Raw genomic sequence first — 20,250 nt, 5'->3', positions numbered from 1 at the left:
ACAGACTCCTTAGCAACTAAATTCCAGTATGGCCTGGCGGGTCAGCGACCAGCTGATGCGCTGCCCCGCCTGCCAGATTTCGCGGGCATGTCGTTCTACCTGGATGGGATTGTCCAGCCCGATATCGATCAGTAAACGCTGCGAAGCACCGAGAAACATGCTGCCCACCACCACGCCGCGCTGGGGATAGCGCGTGTCGTCGGCCAGCAACACATCTTCCGGGCGACAAAAACGCAGGGGCTGACCGTCAGGATCGTGCGCAATGCAGTTAATGGCCCCCACAAAATCGGCCACAAAGCGCGATGCCGGGCGCTGATAGATACCCTGCGGTGTATCGAGCTGCACCAGACGGCCCTGCTCCATCACCGCGATGCGATCGCCCAGGGCCATCGCCTCCTGCTGATCGTGAGTGACGTAAACCGCGGTGATCGCCAGCCGCTTGAGCAGCGCACCGATCTCCAGCCGCAGACGATCGCGCAGCCGGGCGTCGAGCGCCGCCAGCGGCTCATCAAACAGCAGCACTTTAGGCCGGGCGGCCAGCGCACGTGCCAGCGCCACACGCTGCTTCTGCCCGCCGGACAATTTATCAATTGCGCGATGTGCCAGATGGCTCAGATCAACCAGCGCCAGCATCTCCGCGACCCGCGCTTCACGCTCGGCCCGCGGCACGCCCTGCACCTTCAGGCCATAGGCGACGTTCTGCGCCACGTTTAGCGTCGGGAACAGCGCGTAGTTCTGAAACACCATGCCGACATTGCGTTTCTCAATGGGCAGCGCGGTCACGTTACGCTGATCGAACCAGATCTCACCCGGCGAATCGCTGCTTTCCAGGCCGCTGATGATACGCAGTAGCGTGGTTTTGCCGCAGCCCGATGGCCCCAGCAGAACCAGTGTTTCTCCAGCCTGGACCCGCAGATTGAGCGGATGCAGCGCGACCTGCTGATTGAAGCGACGCGAGCAGTGGCGCAGCGTCACAGTGACAGCCTCTTTCATACGGTTTCCTCTCTCTGCTGCCGCGAAGTTTGCCGTTCCAGCCAGTGATTACAGGCGTTGAGCAACAGCAGCAGCGGCAAAATCATCATAATGAAGATCAGGGTGTAGGCGGATCCGACTTCAAGCCGCATCGAGGTGTAACTGTCGGCCAGCCCGACCGGCAGGGTTTTGGTCAGCGGCGTGTGCAGCATCCACGTAATGTTGAATTCCCCTACTGAAAGGGTGATCACCATAAATGCGCCCGCCAGAATGCCGTTGCGGCAGTTCGGGACGACCACTGTAAAGAAGCGGTGCCAGAAACCCGCTCCCAGGCTGGCGGCGGCCTCTTCCAGGCGCGGCAGATCAATCGCCTGCATCACCGACAGCACCGGTCGGATCATAAACGGCAGCGTAAAAAGCACATGGCCGATGAGAATGAAGAGCCAGCTGTCGCGCAAGGTGCTGAACTGACCATAAAGCAGAATGATGCCCAGCGCGGTGGCGAGTCCGGGCAACGCGACCGGCAGCATCAGACACTCCTCAATACGCGAGGCCCAGCGTGACGGTGACTTCAGTAAGCCCCAGGCCGCTGGCACGCCAGCGATGACCGTCACCGCCAGACAACTCAGAGCAATCAGCAGTGACAGCCAGAAAGTGTCGGCATACATCTGCCACACCTGTTCCACCCACTTCAGCGTCAGGCCGCTGCGCAGACCCGCGAAGTAGTTCTGCGTAACGCCCGCCAGCATCGAAAGCATGACCGGCACGATCATAAACAGTGCGGTGAGGCTGGTGATCGCCACCTGCAGCCAGAACAGACCCCGGCGCTTCATGATGATCGTTCCTTCCGGCCCGCAAGCCCATTAGCCAGCATCAGTGCCAGCCAGGCCACCCCTCCCATTACCACTGAAAGTGCCGCCGCAGTGGCAAAGTTAGCGTAATTGGTGAACTCACCGTAAATGGTCAGCGGCAGCACAGCGAGTTCGGTTCCCAGCGTAAAGGCGGTGCCAAACGCGCCCATGCTGGTGGCAAAACAGAGTGCGCCACAGGAGAGCAGCGCCGGTTTCAGCCCTGGAATGATGACGTCTGTGATGATGCGCCACTGGCTGGCACCCAGCGAGCGGGCCGCCTCTTCCAGCGATCGATCCAGCTTCTCACTGGCCGCCACCAGCGTCACGATGGCGCGCGGCAGCGAAAAGTAGAGATAGCCCGTAAATAATCCGCTGAGCGAATAAGCGAAGACCCAGCGCTCATGAAACAGGCTGAGGCTGAGTTGCGCCAGCACCCCCTGACGCCCCGCCAGCATGACCATCAGGAACCCCACCACCACGCCCGGAAAGGCCAGAGGAAAAGTCAGCAGCGCCAGCAAGGTGCCTCGTCCGGGAAAGCGCTGCCGCGCCAGAAAGCAGCCCACCACCGCAGCAATCACCAGCGTCACCAGTGTTACCGCCGCTGAGAGCAGGACGGTATTCAGCAGGCTTTGCAGATACTGTGGCTGACTGATCACCGTCCAGTAGCCACTGTGATGTGTGGTGCGATCCTCCGTTACACCGATCTGTAACAGACGGGCAAATGGCAGCAGCCAGAAAGCGGCAAAGAAGAGCAGCGCAGGCAACAGCATCCACGGCCAGTTCGCCCCCAGCGGGCGGAGACGATGGCGAACCGGCCCGCCAGCGGCAAACGGATTAATTACAGACAGTGACATCAACGAATCTCACTCAGATAGCGTGCGGAGAAGCCCTTCTGCGCATCAGCCATCTGCTGATAATCGACCGTGTGGGCGCGCGCATAATCGCTGTCAGGCAGGAAATATTTCTTCGCTTCGGGTGACATCGCGCCAGCCCGCACCGGACGCAGCCAGGCGTTGGCCCAGATCGCCTGACCAGCATCTGACAGCACGAAATCAATGACTTTCTTACCATTTGCCGGATGCGGCGCGTTTTTCACCAGGCTTATGACGTAAGGCACCGTGACTGTTCCCTCGCTGGGAATAACAAACTCGACATTGGCGTGATCTTTGTAGCGGGCGCGATAGGCGTTGAAGTCATAGTCGATCAGAATCGGGATTTCGCCCGAAATCAGCCGCGCATAGGCGGTCTGCTTAGGCACAATCGGCTGGTTGCGTTGCAGCGCCTTGAACCAGTTGATGGCGGGCGTGAAGTCCTGCAGGCTGCCGCCTTTGGCCTGATTCACCGCCACCGCCGCAACATAACCCACAAAGGCGCTGGCCGGATCGAGATAACCCACCATGCCTTTATATTCCGGCTTCAGCAGATCATCCCAGGCACGTGGCACCGGTGCGCCACCCAGCGCATCAACATTGACCATAAAGCCCATGGTTCCGGAGTGCAGCGCCACCCACTTGCCTGCCGGATCCTTCATTCCTGCCGGGATCTGATCCCAGTTAGCCGGTTTGTAGGCGCTGACTACGTCGGCGCTGACGGCCTGAATGCCGAAACTGACGCCGTAATAGACCACGTCGGCGACCGGATTGTTTTTCTCGGCGACCAGTTGCGCCAGCGCCTGACCGGAGTTTTTATTGTCCTGCGGCACATGAATGCCGGTTGCTTTTTCGATCGCCTGGAGCTGCGTGGCCCAGTCGGCCCACTCTGGCGGACAGTTGTAGCAGATAGCATTTTCCGCCGCCTGTACCCACGAACTGGTGAGCGTGCATCCGGCCAGCAGCGCAGCGCTGGCGATCTGTTTGATATTAACGGTGAGTGACATGATGTTTCCCTGAAATAGAACCATGAAATGCCGGGGCGATACTCTCCCCAGTCCGTAAGTGATGGGCCAGCAGGTGGGTGTTGCCGCCTGGATTCAGAAGCAGGTCAATGGCACGCGTGCCCATCAGCGCAATCGGCTGAACCACGCTGGCCAGTGACGGTGAAAGCTGTTCGCCCAATTCGATCCCGTCAAAGCCCATTACGGAGAGCTGATGGGGTACGCTGACACCAGCACGCGCAGCGGCACCCAGCAGGCTGATAGCCAGCAGATCGTTACTGCAAATCACCGCCGTCAGCGGCGAAGGGGCATTCATCAATGGCTGCAGCGGCCTGAAATCAGAGTGGATATGGCTGGGCATCTCAATCATCGCCTGCGGCTGGAGACCCGCCTGCTGCATCGCCTGGCAGTAGCCGAGATAGCGCAGACGCGCCCGGTCAGATTGCTGCATCGGGCCAGCCGCCATGACAATGTGGCGGTGGCCGAGAGAGATGAGATGGGCAGTCGCTTCCGCCATGGCTCTGCGGTTGTCGACGCATATAGCGGGCCATTCGTGCTGTTGCGGAACGCTGTGAGTCAGCACAAAGGGCATCTTCGTCGCCGCCAGTTTTGGCAGCAACGCACTGCAGTCGGCGTCTGCCACCGTCAAAACCAGACCGGCCACACGCTGGTGCAGCATATGTTCGACAATGGCTGCTTCCCGCTCAGCCTGATAATCACTGGTCGCCACCAGCAGGGCATACCCTGCCTGCCGGGCCTGCTGCTCCATCGCCTGCAATTGCATGGCAAAAACCGGATTAAGCAGTGAAGGCAGCAGAACGCCAAACGTGGTGGAGTGTTGGGTGCGAAGCTGGCGGGCAATATGATTCGGGCGAAAGCCCATCTGTTCGGAGGCAGCAAGCACCTTCTGCAGCGTGACGGGTTTTAACAGGTGAGGATCAGAAAAGGCGCGCGCCGCGGTTGCGCGGGAGACCCCTGCCAGTCTGGCTACGCTGATTAAATCGGTCATGCCTGCCTCGTTTATCGTCAATGAGATCGATCTCATTGCGACGTAAACTAACGGCGTTATATGACAGGCGCATCACGGTAAAATGACTGGCAGGTGACAGCGGCAGTGACGCCGCTGCTGGAATTAAAGCATCAGGAAAGCGTAACCACTGTTTTCCAGCGTGGCAACGGTGGTGCCGCTGGAGATAGTGTGTGTAACCATCGGGTCGATCCAGTTGCGATCAAGCTGATGAAACGCGACTGACTGGTCGCAGATAGTGACCTGAACGCCCGCTTTTTTCAGTTCGCTGATCAGCTTCAGGTTCGGGTTATCGACGCCGTAAGCTTTGCTGAACTGGTCATTATTCAGGGCTGATGAAACGGCATCGCCGTTAATCGAGACCACAAATTTCAGCTGGTCGAGTGGAACTCCCGCCGCATAATAGAGATTGGTAACGCGTGCTACGCGCTCCAGACCCAGGTTCGGCTTACGAATATCGCCTTCATTACGGTTAATCTGGAAAACAATTTTATTACTCAGACCCGCTGTCGTGCCGGGTTTAAATGCAGGCGTATCGACATAATGTATTTTGCCGTAGCCTTCGATTGCTGGTGTACTCCAGAAATCAGCAGGCTCAGATTTATTATCTGCCATTTTGCCGCTGACCTTATCGACTAATTCCGGCAACTGTAAAACATTGCCCCCGATAAATCCCGCTACGGCTGCCATTACCACTAAAGCTGCTGGACGCATTAACTCTTCTCCCGGTCGTTTAAAACATCAATTACATTGCCAGCCACGCGTATCCCTGATTTTCCAGGGTTGATACGGTGGTCGGACTGGAAAGCGCATGAATTACTGACTTATCAATCCAGTTATTGGGATAGTGATGGAATGCCACGGACTGATCGCAGACCGAGACCTTCACTCCCGCCTGATTCAGCTCGCTAATCAGCTTCAGGTTTGGATTTTCGATGCCATAAAACTTTTTAAAATGGGCGTTATCCAGCATGGCAGGGGTTGCGTCACCGGTGACTGAAACCACGAACTTCAGCTGGTCGGCCGGGATGCCGGAGGCGATATATAAATTCACCACGCGCGCCACACGCTCCAGTCCGAGATTCGGTGCGGTCATCGCGCCGTCGCTGCGGGTGATCTGGAAAACAATTTTGTTGCTCAGGCCTGCCACCGGTTTAAACGCGGCGTCGGGCTCATAATGAATTTTTCCGTAACCTTCAATCGCCGGTGTACTCCAGAATCCGGGCGCTTCCTGTGGCTCGGTTGCAAAATGGCGTGTTACTTTGTCGTAAATATCACCACTCTGTGTGACAGCCGCGCCAACAACGCCGCCAATAATGGCGATTAACGCGTATGAAACAACTGAACGCATAACACTTCTCTCCGGCAAATAATGTCTGGCAGATTCAGGACTGAATCAGGTCGGCTATCTATACCACAGCGCAGGCATAAATCTTGCTTCTGTAAATTCAGGTCAACACGCCACTGATAACCGCTGAAATGGTTCATCGTGATAATTAATCGAAAAGTTTTATCATGCAGAAAAAAGAGTCTTACTGGAAATGGACCTGATTATTCCGTCTGAATTCTTTACCTGTTAATTCATTCGGAAAAAATAACAGCCGGGCTAATCTGGAATGGAGAAGATAAAAGCGGGCGCTACGATTTAAATTATCAATGGCGAAGAGACATTTAGCGACGCTGAGCACGCTGTTTTTTCAGAGTAGACCTGGAAAAATGCATGCCATATTCAGTTTTTTTGAGTGAATTTACATAACTTTAAAATAAGAATACAAACTGCTTCAGGTGCCAGACAGCAGATTCTGCTCTAATCCTCCAAAGCGTAATGGGAATGAGTAGCTAATTGGTAATTTAACCGTTAACAACCCCAGTGATATCCCGTCATTTTTTATTCGTTTAACTTCGGTTTATGTTGCAAGGACATTCAATTTTTTTCGCCAAAATCGGCGATCTTGCACAAATCACTTCGGGCCTGAGCCAGAAAACAACATTTCTTTCTTTTGATGCTCTGGTTAAGATAGTCACGAACCGTCGTTATCTGTGAAAAATGGAACATTCCCGCTGCGCATCTGTCCATTTTCAGGGCCTCTCTACAGGATTAAGGCATGTTGAACCGGTTAAAGAAAACGCTGATCGCCGCGCTCCTTCCGACGCTCATTTTCACCACTCTGACACCTGCTCATGCCGATGTCAGTGATTCACTTCCCGATATTGGCACCACGGCAGGTTCCACGCTGTCGATTAATCAGGAACTGCAGATGGGCGACTTCTATGTGCGCCAGCTGCGCGCCAGTGCGCCGTTAATCAACGATCCCCTGCTCAATCAATATATTAATCAGCTGGGACAGAGACTGGTGTCGCACGCCGACTCGGTGAAAACCCCGTTCCACTTTTTTCTTATCCAGAACGATGAGCTCAACGCCTTTGCCTTTTTCGGGGGCAACGTGGTGCTGCACTCGGCGCTGTTCCGCTTTACCGATAATGAAAGCCAGCTGGCATCCGTCATGGCACATGAAATCTCGCACGTCACCCAGCGCCATCTGGCACGCGCCATGGAAGATCAGAAGCGCAATGCGCCGCTGACCTGGGTCGGTGCGCTGGGCTCTATTCTGCTGGCGATGGCGAGTCCGCAGGCGGGCATGGCCGCACTCACAGGCACCCTGGCAGGTACGCAGCAGGGGATTATCAGCTTTACCCAGGGTAATGAGCAGGAAGCGGACCGCATCGGGATTCAGGTGCTGCAGCGTTCAGGGTTCGATCCTCAGGCGATGCCGAACTTTCTGCAGAAGCTGGCCGATCAGAGCCGCTTCTCCTCGAAGCCCCCTGAAATTCTGCTGACGCACCCCCTGCCCGACAGCCGTCTGGCGGATGCCCGTAACCGCGCCAATCAGATGCGGCCGATGGTGGTGCAATCGACTCAGGATTTCTATCTCGCAAAAGTACGGTCGCTGGGCATGTACTCCACCGGCCGTAACCAGCTGACCGATGAACTGCTGAGTCAGTATGCCAGCGGCAATTCCCGTGAGCAGCTGGCGTCACACTATGGCAAAGCCATACAGTTTTTGCAGGCGAAGAGTTATGCCGATGCGAAGCGAATTGTCACACCGCTGCTGGCAAAACAGCCTGATAATGTCTGGTTCCTGGATATCATGTCGGACATCGACATTGGCCTGAACCAGCCACAACAGGCCATCGCCCTGCTCACCGCTGCCACCGGCGCCAGAAACAGCCCGGTGGTGCAGCTCAATCTGGCGAATGCCTACGTAGAAGCGAAACAGTATGCCAGTGCCAGCCGTATTCTGAATCGCTATACCTGGGCTAATAAAGACGATCCCAACGGCTGGGATTTACTGGCACAGGCCTCTGCGCAGCAGGGACTGCATGATGAAGAGTTATCGGCGCGGGCAGAGAGTCTGGCGCTGAATGGCCAGCTTGATCAGGCAATCACCACGCTCAGCAGCGCCAGCGCACAGGTGCCGCTCGGCAGCCTGAAGCAGGCGCGCTACGATGCCCGTATCGATCAGCTGCGTCAGTTACAACAGCGCTTTAAGCAGTATCAGAAAGGCTAAGCATCCAGACTGCCAGCACGCCGCGAAGAGAGAATAAAGGAGAATCTGAGATGGTGACGATTTACCATAACCCACGTTGCAGCAAGAGCCGTGAGACGCTGGCGTTGCTGAATGCCCGCGGAATTGAGCCGGACGTAGTGCTTTATCTGCAGACCCCGCCCGATCGTGAGACGCTGCAAATTCTGTTACAGAAACTGGGCATGCAGAGCGCAAGGGAGTTAATGCGGACGAAAGAGGCGCTCTATAGCGAGCTGGCACTCAGCGGCAAAAGCGAAAGTGCACTGCTGGATGCGCTGATGGAAAATCCGGTGCTGATTGAAAGGCCGATTGTGATCAAAGGCGACAGGGCGCGGATCGGACATCCGCCAGATGCGGTGCTCGACATTCTTTAAAGGCCGAGCGTCTCTTTAACAAACGGAATGGTGAGTTTACGCTGAGCGCTGATCGAGGCGCGATCAAGCCGATCCAGCGTATCAAACAGTGTGCGCATTTCACGATCCAGTCGCTTCAGCAGGAAGCGACCCACATCTTCCGGCAGCTCAAATCCACGTAGCCCGGCGCGCAGTTGCAGCGCCTGTAGTTTGTCGTCGTCGGAGAGCGGCTGCAGGCGGTAGATCTGTCCCCAGTCCAGCCGCGAGGCGAGATCGGGCAGTTGCAGATTCAGCTGGCGTGGCGGACGATCGCCGGTGATAAACAGGCGGGTGTTGCCGGTTTCCAGAATACGGTTATAGAGATCGAAGATCGCCATTTCCCACTCCGGTTCCCCTGCAATGCACTCGATGTTATCGATGCAGACCAGTGAGAGCTGCTCCATTCCTTCCAGGACTTCCGGGACAAACCAGGTGCGTTTATCCAGCGGAACGTAACCGACTGCTTCGCTGCGGGCTGACATTTCGGCGCACGCCGCGTGCAGCAAATGGCTCCGCCCACCGCCTTCACGTGACCAGAAGTAGAGGTAGCTGCCATGTTGTTGATTGAGAGCGCCTTTTAGTGCGGCAATCAGCGACGGGTTTTCCCCCGGCCAGAAGCTGGAGAAGGTTTCATCGTCGGGTAAATAGAGTGGCAATGACAATTGTGCCGGCGTGTTCAGAAGCACCTCAGCAAGAGAACAAGCAAAAAATCGGGGGAAGTCTAACACAGTTTTCAGAAAGAGATGAATGGGGCGTCCCTGCCCCGGATCCTGTCAGGCTCGCGGCGATCAATGCTCGCGCGGTTCTTCAGCCTCCAGCACCACTTCTTCCGGTCTGAGCCACGAGATCACGCGGAAGATCAGCGCCAGCCCGACACCCACGATCGTCGCCAGCGCCATGCCTTTCAACTCCGCCGCACCGATGTGCACTTTCGCACCGCTGACGCCGATGATCAGGATCACCGAGGTGAGGATCAGGTTTTGCGCTTTGTTGTAATCCACTTTTGATTCGATCAATACCCGGATACCCGATGCGCCAATGACGCCATACAGCAGCAGCGACACGCCGCCCATGACCGGAACCGGGATCGCCTGGATCACTGCCGCCAGCTTGCCGACGCAGGAAAGCAGAATCGCCAGAATCGCCGCACCGCCAATCACCCAGGTACTGTAGACACGGGTAATCGCCATCACACCGATGTTTTCACCGTAGGTCGTGTTGGGCGTGGAACCAAAAAAGCCGGAGATCACGGTGGATAAGCCGTTGGCGAACATCGAACGGTGCAGCCCGGGGTCACGAATCAGATCTTTTTTGACGATGTTAGCGGTGACGACCAGATGACCGATATGCTCGGCAATCACCACCAGCGCCGCCGGCAAAATCGTCAGCATCGCCACCCACTCAAAGCGCGGCGTATAGAAGGTTGGCAGCGCAAACCACGGAGCTTTAACCACGCCACTCCAGTCAACGATGCCCATAAACGCAGAGAGCAGATAGCCTGCCACCACGCCAACCAGAATCGGGATGATCGCCAGGAAGCCACGGAACAGCACGGAACCGAAGACCGTTACACCCAGCGTGACCAGCGAAATCAGCACGGTTTTGCTGTCGGGCGCACTGCCTTCAGCGGGCAACAGGCCGGCCATATTTGCGGCCACACCCGCCAGCTCCAGCCCGATGACGGCGACAATCGCGCCCATCGCCGCCGGGGGAAACATCACGTCGAGCCAGCCGGTGCCCGCGCGTTTCACAATCAGCGCCACAATACAGAACAATACGCCGCACAGGATAAATCCGCCCAGCGCGACCTCATAACCCAGCGGCAGCAACAGCAGCACCGGCGAGATAAAGGCAAAGCTTGAACCCAGGTAGGCGGGAATTTTACCTTTACAGATAAAGAGATAAATCAATGTGCCGACGCCGTTAAATAACAGCACGGTCGCCGGATTGATGTGGAACAGAATCGGTACCAGTACCGTGGCACCAAACATGGCGAACAGGTGTTGCAGGCTGAGTGGAATGGTTTGCAGTAACGGCGGTCGTTCACTGACGCCAATGGCGCGACGAGTCATCATTTATCCCCTTATGTTTTGTATCCCCGAGGGTTCGCGCCTCTTGCACAGCAGCAGGCACGCCGGTGCGCCTTGCGGCAGACCGAATCCGTCCGGGACGTTTTTTTGCCAAAAAAAAGCCGACTCTCTGGTCGGCTGTGCGATTTATTTGGTTCCGAAAATCTTGTCCCCGGCATCGCCGAGCCCGGGAATGATGTAACCCTTTTCGTTCAGTCCCTGATCCACTGACGCGGTGTAAAGCTCGACGTCAGGATGCGCTTTCTCCAGCGCGGCAATCCCTTCCGGGGCGGCAACCAGAACCAGCACTTTGATGCTGGTGCAGCCCGCTTTCTTCAGCAGATCGATGGTGGCGATCATAGAACCACCAGTCGCCAGCATCGGGTCGACCACCAGCGCCAGGCGCTCTTCGATGTTAGAAACCAGCTTCTGAAAATAAGGAACCGGCTCCAGCGTCTCTTCATCACGGTAAACACCTACCACGCTGATACGTGCGCTGGGAACGTGCTCCAGCACCCCTTCCATCATGCCCAGGCCGGCACGCAGAATCGGGACCACCGTGATTTTTTTGCCTTTGATCTGATCGATTTCTACCGGGCCGTTCCAGCCCTCAATGGTGACGCGCTCTGTTTCCAGATCGGCGGTCGCTTCGTAGGTCAGCAGGCTGCCCACTTCAGAGGCCAGCTCGCGAAAACGCTTTGTACTGATATCATGCTCACGCATCAGGCCCAGTTTATGTTTGACCAGCGGGTGTCTGACTTCCACGATCTTCATTGGTGTTCTCCCGGAATGAGTTGAGCTAAAAAAAATCGCGGGATTATACCGCCTTTTGCGCGCTGCGCCACCTGCTCTTGCGCAATGCCGCGGGATTTACCGGGACAGATAGAGGATTAATGAAAATCACCCGATGCGCAATACCGGACTCGCAAACGTTTGCCTGCACTGATAGAATTGCCGCGCTTTATTTTAAACCACCAACCGCAATTCGCGTGGGGACCTCGCAGTGACCGACAAAACCTCTCTCAGTTACAAAGACGCCGGTGTTGATATTGATGCTGGTAACGCTCTGGTTGACCGTATTAAAGGCGTCGTGAAAAAGACGCGTCGCCCGGAAGTGATGGGTGGACTGGGCGGTTTTGGTGCGCTTTGCGCGCTGCCGCAAAAATACCGTGAACCGGTTCTGGTCTCCGGCACCGATGGCGTTGGCACCAAGCTGCGTCTGGCGATGGATCTTAAACGTCACGATGCTATTGGTGTTGACCTGGTCGCGATGTGCGTTAACGACCTGGTGGTACAGGGTGCTGAGCCGCTCTTCTTCCTCGACTACTACGCCACCGGCAAACTGGATGTGGATACCGCCTCTGCGGTGATCACCGGCATCGCCGAAGGGTGTCTGCAGTCGGGTTGTGCGCTGGTCGGGGGTGAAACCGCTGAGATGCCAGGCATGTATCACGGCGAAGATTACGACGTGGCCGGTTTCTGTGTCGGCGTGGTGGAAAAGTCAGAAATTATTGATGGCAGCAAGGTGCAGGATGGCGACGTACTGATCGCACTCGGCTCCAGCGGCCCGCACTCCAACGGCTATTCACTGGTGCGCAAGATTCTGGAAGTCAGCCACACCGATCCGCTGACTGAACAGCTGGAAGGCAAACCGCTGGCGGATCATCTGCTGGAACCCACCCGCATCTATGTGAAAAATATCCTGAGCCTGATCGAGCAGGTTGATGTGCATGCTATCGCACACCTGACCGGCGGCGGCTTCTGGGAGAATATTCCGCGTGTGCTGCCTGACAATACCCAGGCCGTAATCGACGAGAAGAGCTGGCAGTGGCCGGCGGTCTTCAGCTGGTTACAGCAGGCGGGCAACGTCAGCCGCTTCGAGATGTACCGTACCTTTAACTGCGGCGTCGGCATGATTATTGCCCTGAGCCCGGCAGAGGCGGACAACGCCATTGCGCTGATGCAGGCCGCAGGCGAGAAAGCCTGGAAGCTCGGCGTGATCAAAGCGTCTGATGCCGAAGAGCGTGTGGTCATCAACGGATGAAAAAGCTGGTTGTACTGATTTCCGGCAACGGAAGTAATCTTCAGTCCATCCTTGACGCCTGTGCAAGCGGGCGGATTCACGGCAGCGTCGCTGCCGTGTTCAGCAACCGTGTCGCCGCTTATGGCCTGACGCGGGCGCAGGAGGCGGGAATTCCCGCCCACGCGCTTGCCGCCAGCGACTTCGCTGACCGCGAAGCCTTCGATCGTCAGCTCATCGCTGAAATCGAAGCCTACAGTCCGGACCTGATTGTGCTGGCCGGTTATATGCGCATTCTCAGCAGCGCTTTCGTGGCGCATTTCCACGATCGCCTGCTGAATATCCACCCTTCCCTGCTGCCGAAATATCCGGGTCTGCATACACACCGTCAGGCGCTGGAAAATGGCGACAGCGAACATGGCACTTCCGTGCATTTCGTGACTGACGAACTGGATGGTGGACCGGTGATCCTGCAGGCCAAAGTACCGGTCTTTCCTGGCGACAGTGAAGCGGAGATTACGGAGCGGGTGCAGCATCAGGAGCACGCTATCTATCCGCTGGTGATCGGCTGGTTTGTCGAGGGTCGACTGGAAATGCGAGACGGCAAAGCCTGGCTGGATGGCGAACCGCTGCCGCCGCAGGGCTATGCTAACGACTGACCGTTGCGGGTTTTCCACAGACGGCTGAAAAGCTTAACGCGAGGGGAGCCCGTGCTCTGTTCCACACCTGCCCCCTCTCCACCTTCCCTTTCCTTAACCGTAGCGCCCCGTAATGTAATCTTCGGTCCGTCGCTGTTTCGGCGCAGTGAAAATCCGGTCGGTCTCATCAAACTCCACTAACGCGCCCTGATGCATAAACGCGGTGTAATCTGACACACGCGACGCCTGCTGCATGTTGTGCGTCACCAGCACCAGCGTGAAATGTTGCTTCAGTGTGGTCATCAACTCTTCAATCACCAGCGTGGAGATCGGGTCCAGCGCGGAGGTCGGCTCATCCAGCAGCAGCACTTCCGGCTCAATCGCAATGGCGCGGGCAATCACCAGCCGCTGCTGCTGTCCGGTCGAGAGCGTCAGCGCATTCTGTGACAGCTGATCTTTGACCTCGCTCCACAGCGCCGCCGCGCGCAGCGCACGCTCACAGGCTTCATTCAGCACCCGCCTGTCACGCACCCCCTGTAAACGCAGCCCGTAGACCACATTTTCATAGATCGATTTTGGAAAAGGATTGGGCCGCTGAAACACCATGCCAACGCGACGGCGCAGTGCGGAGAGATCCTGCTCAGGTCGCAGGATTGGCAGCGAACCCAGCAACACGTCGCCCTCTACCCGACAGTGATCAATCACGTCATTCATGCGATTAAAACAGCGCAGCAGCGTCGATTTGCCACAGCCCGACGGGCCAATCAGCGCGGTAATCCTGTTTTTCGGCACCAGCAGAGAAATATCCTGCAGCGCCTGGCGCTCGCCATACCACAGCGACAGATGGTTAATGGTCAACGCGATATCCGTGTCGGACGTCATAGTCATAGCCTGTTATTGAGTCATAAGGCGATAGCGTTCACGCAGACGGTGACGCAGGCTCATCGCCAGCAGATTAAGCGACAAAATTATCAGCACCAGCAGCAGCGCGGTGGCAAACACCAGAGGCCGGTCAGCTTCAATATTCGGGCTCTGAAACGCCAGATCATAAATCTGGAAGCCCAGATGCATAAACTTGCGATCCAGATGCAGATAAGGGAACACCGCGTCGACCGGCAGTTCCGGCACCATTTTTACGACGCCAACCAGCATCAGCGGCGCGGTCTCACCCGCGGCACGCGCTACCGCCAGAATCAGGCCGGTCAGCATGGCTGGCACCGCCATCGGCAGCACCACGTTCCACAGCGTTTCCGCCTGGGTTGCGCCCAGCGCCAGCGACCCCTGACGCAGGCTGTTGGGAATACGGGATAAGCCTTCTTCCGTTGCCACAATCACCACCGGCAGCGTCAGTAACGCCAGCGTCAGTGAGGCCCACAGCAAACCCGGCGTGCCAAAAGTGGGATTGGGCAGCGTGCTGGCGAAGAAGAGCTGGTCAAGGGTGCCGCCCACCAGCCAGACAAAGAAGCCCAGACCAAACACGCCATAAACGATTGAGGGGACGCCCGCCAGATTGACCACTGCGATGCGCACCAGCCTGGTCAGCGCATTGCGTCCGGCATATTCGTGTAGCCAGATGGCGGCGATGACGCCCAGCGGCATCACGACCACCGACATCAGCAGCACCATCAGCACGGTGCCAAAGATCGCCGGAAACGCGCCAGATTCACTTTCACCGTCGGCGGGGGAATCACTGACGAAGCGCCACAGCTGATGCAGAAAATGCCCGGTTTTGCCGGTCAGCGTCATCGCATTCGGCTTCCAGCTGTCGACAATCCCGGTCAGCGGGATCGCATGTTCTGTGCCCTGCACATCCCGCAGAATTAACAGGTCTCGCTGACTCTGCAGTTGCAGAGAAGCCAGTGTCTCACTCAGTTGATTAAAGCGTCGCTGTAAGGCGGCCTGATTGGCCTGATATTCTGATTCGGCCTGCAGATCAAAGCGCCCGGCAGCACGGTTTGTAGCCGCCTGCTCATCAAGCTCCTCACGCTGGCTGTTGATGCGCGCCATGTCGATCCGGCGAATCTGGTTAGCCTGCCGCACCAGCATCTGCACCTGTCCAAGCCGCTGATGCAGCAGCGCATCGGGATCCTGGGCCGTTAACTCTTCATTATCTTCACGCAGGCCGACAAACCAGCCATAAGCCTGTCCGTGGCTGCGGCGTTGCAGCACCATGATATCTGCTGGCTGGCTGACCTTCGCGGCCGCACGACTGTAGACGACGCGGAAATCGGGTGCGTCCCAGTCACGGTTACCGGTTTTAATCAGATAACGGTTCACCAGCCCGCCGCTGTTGCCCTGCTCATCGGCCGGAGCCGGAAAACGCCGCTGATGTTCCAGGGTTTCGCCCAGCAGATGTGTTTCGCCACCTTCCGGCTGACTGAACGTATAAAGGTCAACGCGCTGCGGCCAGAAGGCGCGCACGCCCTGCCAGGCCAGTAATCCGATCAGCAGCGTAAAGGCCAGCAGGCAGACGGCGACGGCACCAGCGGTTAACCAGCGCCAGCGGTCATTTTGTCGCATCGCCTTCATGCCTGCTCCTCGTGCTGGCTGTAGCGCTGACGCAGTCGCTGACGGATTAGCTCGGCAACCGTGTTAATCACCAGCGTAAACAGCAGCAGCATCAGGGCGCTGAGAAACAGCACGCGATAGTGGGCACTGCCCGCTGCAGCTTCCGGCATTTCAATGGCGATATTGGCGGACAGTGCGCGCAGCCCGCTGAACAGGCCACCTTCACTTTGCGGCGTATTGCCGGTCGCCATCAGCAAAATCATGGTTTCTCCTACGGCACGTCCCAGACCGATCATCAGGGCGGCAAAAATACCGGCAGAGGCACCCGGCAGCACGACGCGGGTCAGGGTTTGCCACGGCGTTGCACCCAGTGCCAGTGAGCCCTGCCCCAGCGCAGCAGGCACGCTGAACAGCGCATCTTCAGAGAGGGTGAAGATCAGCGGCACCAGCGCAAAGCCCATCGCCAGCGCCGCCACCAGCAGATTGCGCTGCTCATAATGCGGCAGCCAGTCGCCCGCATCCGGTATAAACAGTGTGGGCAGCCACAGCGTCAGCAGCGTGACCAGCAGCAACAGCGGCAGCAGAATCAGAACCTCACGGCCTTGACGCCAGCGCGGCGGTAAACGTGTGCTGAACACGCCACACAGCAGCAGCGAACCCGCCAGCGTCAGCGGCAGCAGCAGTACGCCCACCAGCGCCTGGCCAATATGCGGCGCGAGCCAGATTCCGGCAATCAGCCCCACGACTACGCTCGGCAGCGCGCCCATCATTTCGATTGCCGGTTTAACCCAGCGTCGCAGGCCTGGCGCCATAAACCACGCGGTGTACATCGCCGCAGCCAGCGCAAGCGGTGTCGCAAACAGCAGCGCAAGACTGGCCGCTTTCAGCGTTCCCATGACCATTGGCATCAGGCTGAACTTGGCCTGATAGCTGTCACCGGCCGCGGTCGATTGCCAGACCCAGTCCGGTCCGGGGTAGTTTTCATACCAGATTTTTTGCCAGAAATTGCGCCAGGTGACGTCCGGCCACGGATTATCAAGCCGCAGCGTCTGCCAGCTTCCCGGCCGCTCAATCAGCAGGCTGTCGCCGCGGGGGGAAAACTGCGCCTGCACAATGCCAGGTTCCAGCTGACGCTGCAGTATCGGGCCATTCTGCTTGCTGGCAAACAGCCGCAGCATCCCCTGCTTACTGAGTGTTGCAAACACGCGACGCTGTGATTCTGTCACCAGAATCGTCTCGCCGTCGCTGTGGGCAAAGGTCCGGATGCGCTGCAGACGTGGTCCCTGATCGCTGGCAATCGCAAACCACTGCGTAACGCCGCTGCGGTCCTGAATCAGCAGGCTTCGGCCACCCACCAGCAGATGCAGACTGATCGGAGGCTGCGGCAGGGTGTGCGTTTCACGCAACAGTGCCTGGTTATCGTCAAGTTGCCAGACCCGCAGCAGATTGCCTTCGGTGGTATAGAGCAGATCGCCGGATGGCGAGAGCGCCAGCAAATCCAGCTGACGTTGCGGAAGCGGGATAATCGAGGCCTGACGATCGGTGTCCAGCGTCAGCACCCGAAGTCCGGCCTCGGTCAGTGCGGCTATGCGCCATTGCCCGGCATGGCGCGATGCCAGCGCCATCTTCGTCACCGCGCCATCAGGCAGATGAAAGGGTTTGTCGCCCAGCGGGAAACGCCACTGCTGGTCGGTTGCAGGCTGCATCAGCGTCAGCGCGCCCTGCATATTCAGCAGCAGCGTCTGCCCATCAGCACTCAGCGCGGCGTCACTGGGCGCGGGGGTTAGCGCCAGCGCCGGTTCCGCAGGCTGACCATCCAGCGGAATAAAACGTGCCGCACCGCGCGCGCTGATACGCCAGCCGGTATTACCCTGATTGCCCATCGCTAAGGCGGGGGCGCGATCCCAGAGTTGCTGGCTGGCCGCAATTTGCAGGCCAGGTGCATTAAACAGCGGCAAAACCACGCCAATCAGCCAGCAGAACAGCAGCAGCATCAACAGCAGGATCGCCACGCCACAGCAGGTGACCAGCCGCCGCGTCAGACGATCAACGGCACGACGCTTACGATCGCTGAATTGGACAGGAATGTGGTTTGCGCTCATGCGGTTCCGGTGGCAGCCTGAAATAAGCCGCTATGTTGCCCGTAGCCGATTGATATGACAACTCCTGGCGTTGGACAACGCTGCCATACTCTCGCCATAATGTTGGTGGATACTGGATCTTCAGTCCTGCAACCGCTAAATGGAGTGAGAATGGGTCAGGTAAAGCTTTATATTGAAAAAGAATTAAGCTGGTTATCCTTTAATGAACGGGTTTTGCAGGAAGCAGCAGACAAAAGCAATCCACTGATTGAGCGGATGCGCTTTCTGGGCATCTACTCCAACAATCTCGACGAATTCTATAAAGTGCGCTTCGCCGACCTCAAACGCCGCATTCTGATTGGTGAAGAGCAGGGTTCAGCCAGTACGCCCCGCCATCTCTTTAAGAAAATTCAGCAGCGGGTGATGAAGTCCGATCAGGAGTTTGACGCGCTTTATAACGATCTGCTGCTGGAGATGGCACGCAACCAGATCTTCCTGATCAACGAACGTCAGCTCTCATCCAATCAGCAGGCGTGGCTGCGCCACTACTTCAAACATGAGCTGCGTCAGCATATTTCGCCGATCCTGATCACCCAGGAAACGGATCTGACCGAATTCCTTAAAGATGACTACACCTATCTGGCGGTAGAGATTATCCGCGGTGACCATATTCAGTATGCCCTGCTGGAAATTCCGTCGGATAAAGTGCCGCGTTTCATTAACTTACCGGCAGAGCCACCGCGCCGCCGTAAACCGATGATCCTGCTGGATAACATTCTGCGTTACTGCCTGGATGACATTTTTAAAGGCTTCTACGACTACGACGCACTCAACGCCTATTCCATGAAAATGACGCGTGACGCTGAGTACGACCTGGTCACGGAGATGGAGTCGAGCCTGCTGGAACTGATGTCCTCCAGCCTGAAGCAGCGACTGACGGCGGAACCGGTGCGGTTTGTCTACCAGCGCGATATGCCCGACACGATGGTGTCGCTGCTGTGCCACAAGCTTTCCATCTCTAACCTGGACTCCATCCTGCCAGGCGGCCGCTACCACAACTTCAAAGACTTTATCGGCTTCCCGAACGTTGGCAAAAATAACCTGGTGAACCGCCCGCTGCCGCAGATTCGCCACATCGGCTTTGATGGCTTCCGCAACGGCTTTGATGCCATTCGCGATCGTGACGTGCTGCTCTATTACCCGTACCACACCTTTGAGCATGTGCTGGAACTGCTGCGTCAGGCGTCGTTTGACCCCAGCGTGCTGGCGATCAAAATCAACATCTATCGCGTCGCGAAACACTCCCGCATCATGGATGCGATGATCCATGCCGCCTATAACGGTAAAAAAGTCACGGTGGTGGTGGAGCTGCAGGCGCGCTTCGATGAAGAAGCCAACATCTACTGGGCGAAACGCCTGACAGAAGCGGGCGTGCATGTGATTTTCTCTGCGCCAGGCCTCAAAATTCACGCCAAGCTGTTCCTGATCTCACGCCGCGAGGGCGAAGAGATTGTGCGCTATGCGCATATCGGTACCGGCAACTTTAACGAGAAAACCGCGCGGCTCTATACCGATTACTCGTTGCTGACTGCGGATGCGCGCATTACCAATGAAGTGCGCCGGGTGTTCAACTTTATTGAGAATCCTTACCGGCCTGTGACGTTCGATCACCTGATGGTCTCGCCACAGAACTCGCGCCGGATGTTGTATGAACTGATCGACACCGAAATTGCCAATGCCCAGCAGAATAAGCCCTGCGGCATTACTCTGAAAATCAACAATCTGGTGGACAAAGGTCTGGTTGATCGGCTTTATACAGCCTCCAGCGTAGGGGTGAAGGTCAATCTTCTGGTACGTGGAATGTGCTCATTAATCCCTGACTTGCCCGGGATCAGTGAAAATATTCGTGTCATCAGTATTGTTGACCGTTATCTGGAACACGATCGCGTCTATATTTTTGAGAATGGCGGCGAGAAAAAGGTGTTCCTCTCCTCCGCTGACTGGATGACACGTAACATTGATTACCGCATTGAAGTGGCCGTGGCGATTCTCGATCCCCACATCCGGCAGCGCATACTCGACATTATTGCTATTCAGTTGAGTGATACGGTGAAAGCACGCATCGTCGATAAAGAGTTGAGTAACCATTACGTCCAGCGCGGCAATCGTCGTAAAGTGCGCTCGCAGCTGGCCATCTATGATTACATCAAGAAACTGGAACAACCTGAATAA

At 57.0% G+C, this 20,250-nt stretch carries 18 protein-coding genes; 5 read left to right on the top strand and 13 right to left on the bottom strand.

Annotated features, from left to right (window positions below):
• Positions 1–9 precede the first annotated feature (9 nt).
• The 7 genes from HZZ01_RS00685 to HZZ01_RS00655 form a co-directional block, all read right to left on the bottom strand.
• Positions 10–993, bottom strand: coding sequence for an ABC transporter ATP-binding protein (locus tag HZZ01_RS00685; RefSeq protein ID WP_179895081.1), 984 nt, complete (start codon positions 991–993; stop codon positions 10–12).
• Positions 990–1,805 (bottom strand): ABC transporter permease, encoded by an 816-nt coding sequence (locus HZZ01_RS00680; RefSeq protein WP_179895080.1) that lies wholly within the window; start codon positions 1,803–1,805, stop codon positions 990–992. Before HZZ01_RS00680 ends, HZZ01_RS00685 begins: the two co-directional genes overlap by 4 nt.
• Positions 1,802–2,677, bottom strand: coding sequence for an ABC transporter permease (locus tag HZZ01_RS00675; RefSeq protein ID WP_179895079.1), 876 nt, complete (start codon positions 2,675–2,677; stop codon positions 1,802–1,804). Before HZZ01_RS00675 ends, HZZ01_RS00680 begins: the two co-directional genes overlap by 4 nt.
• Entirely contained in the window at positions 2,677–3,699 is a 1,023-nt protein-coding gene (locus HZZ01_RS00670; protein WP_179895078.1) for an ABC transporter substrate-binding protein, read from the bottom strand. Before HZZ01_RS00670 ends, HZZ01_RS00675 begins: the two co-directional genes overlap by 1 nt.
• Positions 3,683–4,705 (bottom strand): LacI family DNA-binding transcriptional regulator, encoded by a 1,023-nt coding sequence (locus HZZ01_RS00665; RefSeq protein ID WP_179895077.1) that lies wholly within the window; start codon positions 4,703–4,705, stop codon positions 3,683–3,685. Before HZZ01_RS00665 ends, HZZ01_RS00670 begins: the two co-directional genes overlap by 17 nt.
• A 123-nt stretch (positions 4,706–4,828) precedes the next feature.
• Entirely contained in the window at positions 4,829–5,437 is a 609-nt protein-coding gene (locus tag HZZ01_RS00660; RefSeq protein ID WP_179895076.1) for a DsrE family protein, read from the bottom strand.
• A 31-nt stretch (positions 5,438–5,468) separates the two neighbouring features.
• Positions 5,469–6,074: a DsrE family protein gene (locus HZZ01_RS00655; RefSeq protein WP_179895075.1), complete on the bottom strand. Its 606-nt coding sequence runs from the start codon at positions 6,072–6,074 to the stop codon at positions 5,469–5,471.
• 754 nt (positions 6,075–6,828) lie between these two features.
• Here HZZ01_RS00655 and HZZ01_RS00650 point away from each other — a divergent pair.
• Positions 6,829–8,292, top strand: coding sequence for a M48 family metallopeptidase (locus HZZ01_RS00650; RefSeq protein ID WP_179895074.1), 1,464 nt, complete (start codon positions 6,829–6,831; stop codon positions 8,290–8,292).
• Between the two features lie 50 nt (positions 8,293–8,342).
• Positions 8,343–8,684 (top strand): arsenate reductase (glutaredoxin), encoded by a 342-nt coding sequence (gene arsC, locus HZZ01_RS00645; RefSeq protein ID WP_179895073.1) that lies wholly within the window; start codon positions 8,343–8,345, stop codon positions 8,682–8,684.
• On the opposite strand, the gene hda is transcribed toward arsC, so the two are convergent.
• From hda to upp, 3 genes are all read right to left on the bottom strand, one after another.
• On the bottom strand, positions 8,681–9,388 hold the full coding sequence (gene hda, locus HZZ01_RS00640; RefSeq protein ID WP_179895072.1) for a DnaA inactivator Hda: 708 nt from the start codon (positions 9,386–9,388) through the stop codon (positions 8,681–8,683). The two genes, arsC and hda, sit on opposite strands and share 4 nt — an antisense overlap.
• Before the next feature lie 102 nt (positions 9,389–9,490).
• Positions 9,491–10,774, bottom strand: coding sequence for a uracil permease (gene uraA / locus HZZ01_RS00635; RefSeq protein WP_179897003.1), 1,284 nt, complete (start codon positions 10,772–10,774; stop codon positions 9,491–9,493).
• Positions 10,775–10,918: 144 nt separating this feature from the next.
• Positions 10,919–11,545 carry a uracil phosphoribosyltransferase gene (gene upp, locus HZZ01_RS00630; RefSeq protein ID WP_009088774.1) on the bottom strand — a complete coding sequence of 209 codons (627 nt, stop codon included), beginning with the start codon at positions 11,543–11,545 and terminating at the stop codon, positions 10,919–10,921.
• Between the two features lie 229 nt (positions 11,546–11,774).
• On the opposite strand from upp, the gene purM reads away from it, so the two are divergent.
• Positions 11,775–12,815: a phosphoribosylformylglycinamidine cyclo-ligase gene (gene purM / locus HZZ01_RS00625; RefSeq protein ID WP_179895071.1), complete on the top strand. Its 1,041-nt coding sequence runs from the start codon at positions 11,775–11,777 to the stop codon at positions 12,813–12,815.
• Positions 12,812–13,450, top strand: coding sequence for a phosphoribosylglycinamide formyltransferase (gene purN / locus HZZ01_RS00620; protein ID WP_179895070.1), 639 nt, complete (start codon positions 12,812–12,814; stop codon positions 13,448–13,450). Before purM ends, purN begins: the two co-directional genes overlap by 4 nt.
• Positions 13,451–13,543: 93 nt before the next feature.
• Here purN and pstB read toward each other — a convergent pair whose 3' ends face one another.
• Genes pstB through HZZ01_RS00605 form a run of 3 tightly spaced genes read right to left on the bottom strand, consistent with a single transcriptional unit; the run spans position 13,544 to position 18,039 of the window.
• Positions 13,544–14,311, bottom strand: a complete 768-nt coding sequence (gene pstB / locus HZZ01_RS00615) for a phosphate ABC transporter ATP-binding protein PstB (RefSeq protein ID WP_370463404.1) — start codon at positions 14,309–14,311, stop codon at positions 13,544–13,546.
• A 12-nt stretch (positions 14,312–14,323) separates the two neighbouring features.
• On the bottom strand, positions 14,324–15,958 hold the full coding sequence (pstA, locus tag HZZ01_RS00610; protein WP_179895068.1) for a phosphate ABC transporter permease PstA: 1,635 nt from the start codon (positions 15,956–15,958) through the stop codon (positions 14,324–14,326).
• On the bottom strand, positions 15,955–18,039 hold the full coding sequence (locus HZZ01_RS00605; protein WP_179895067.1) for an ABC transporter permease subunit: 2,085 nt from the start codon (positions 18,037–18,039) through the stop codon (positions 15,955–15,957). Before HZZ01_RS00605 ends, pstA begins: the two co-directional genes overlap by 4 nt.
• Positions 18,040–18,189: 150 nt before the next feature.
• Between HZZ01_RS00605 and ppk1 the strand changes: the two genes are divergently transcribed.
• Positions 18,190–20,250: a polyphosphate kinase 1 gene (gene ppk1 / locus HZZ01_RS00600; RefSeq protein ID WP_179895066.1), complete on the top strand. Its 2,061-nt coding sequence runs from the start codon at positions 18,190–18,192 to the stop codon at positions 20,248–20,250.

Source organism: Pantoea sp. WMus005 (genome assembly GCF_013415305.1).
Classification (GTDB): domain Bacteria; phylum Pseudomonadota; class Gammaproteobacteria; order Enterobacterales; family Enterobacteriaceae; genus Pantoea; species Pantoea rara.
The sequence above is the reverse complement of the archived record's forward strand: the minus strand, read 5'-3'. Positions and strand labels throughout refer to the sequence as shown.

What these genes read in the sequence shown, in the direction of transcription:
- HZZ01_RS00685 (WP_179895081.1), bottom strand. Translation starts at nt 993, where the DNA reads ATGAAAGAGGCTGTCACTGTGACGCTGCGCCACTGCTCGCGTCGCTTC.
- HZZ01_RS00680 (WP_179895080.1), bottom strand. Translation starts at nt 1,805, where the DNA reads ATGAAGCGCCGGGGTCTGTTCTGGCTGCAGGTGGCGATCACCAGCCTC.
- HZZ01_RS00675 (WP_179895079.1), bottom strand. Translation starts at nt 2,677, where the DNA reads ATGTCACTGTCTGTAATTAATCCGTTTGCCGCTGGCGGGCCGGTTCGC.
- HZZ01_RS00670 (WP_179895078.1), bottom strand. Translation starts at nt 3,699, where the DNA reads ATGTCACTCACCGTTAATATCAAACAGATCGCCAGCGCTGCGCTGCTG.
- HZZ01_RS00665 (WP_179895077.1), bottom strand. Translation starts at nt 4,705, where the DNA reads ATGACCGATTTAATCAGCGTAGCCAGACTGGCAGGGGTCTCCCGCGCA.
- HZZ01_RS00660 (WP_179895076.1), bottom strand. Translation starts at nt 5,437, where the DNA reads ATGCGTCCAGCAGCTTTAGTGGTAATGGCAGCCGTAGCGGGATTTATC.
- HZZ01_RS00655 (WP_179895075.1), bottom strand. Translation starts at nt 6,074, where the DNA reads ATGCGTTCAGTTGTTTCATACGCGTTAATCGCCATTATTGGCGGCGTT.
- HZZ01_RS00650 (WP_179895074.1), top strand. Translation starts at nt 6,829, where the DNA reads ATGTTGAACCGGTTAAAGAAAACGCTGATCGCCGCGCTCCTTCCGACG.
- arsC (WP_179895073.1), top strand. Translation starts at nt 8,343, where the DNA reads ATGGTGACGATTTACCATAACCCACGTTGCAGCAAGAGCCGTGAGACG.
- uraA (WP_179897003.1), bottom strand. Translation starts at nt 10,774, where the DNA reads ATGACTCGTCGCGCCATTGGCGTCAGTGAACGACCGCCGTTACTGCAA.
- upp (WP_009088774.1), bottom strand. Translation starts at nt 11,545, where the DNA reads ATGAAGATCGTGGAAGTCAGACACCCGCTGGTCAAACATAAACTGGGC.
- purN (WP_179895070.1), top strand. Translation starts at nt 12,812, where the DNA reads ATGAAAAAGCTGGTTGTACTGATTTCCGGCAACGGAAGTAATCTTCAG.
- pstB (WP_370463404.1), bottom strand. Translation starts at nt 14,311, where the DNA reads ATGACGTCCGACACGGATATCGCGTTGACCATTAACCATCTGTCGCTG.
- pstA (WP_179895068.1), bottom strand. Translation starts at nt 15,958, where the DNA reads ATGAAGGCGATGCGACAAAATGACCGCTGGCGCTGGTTAACCGCTGGT.
- HZZ01_RS00605 (WP_179895067.1), bottom strand. Translation starts at nt 18,039, where the DNA reads ATGAGCGCAAACCACATTCCTGTCCAATTCAGCGATCGTAAGCGTCGT.
- ppk1 (WP_179895066.1), top strand. Translation starts at nt 18,190, where the DNA reads ATGGGTCAGGTAAAGCTTTATATTGAAAAAGAATTAAGCTGGTTATCC.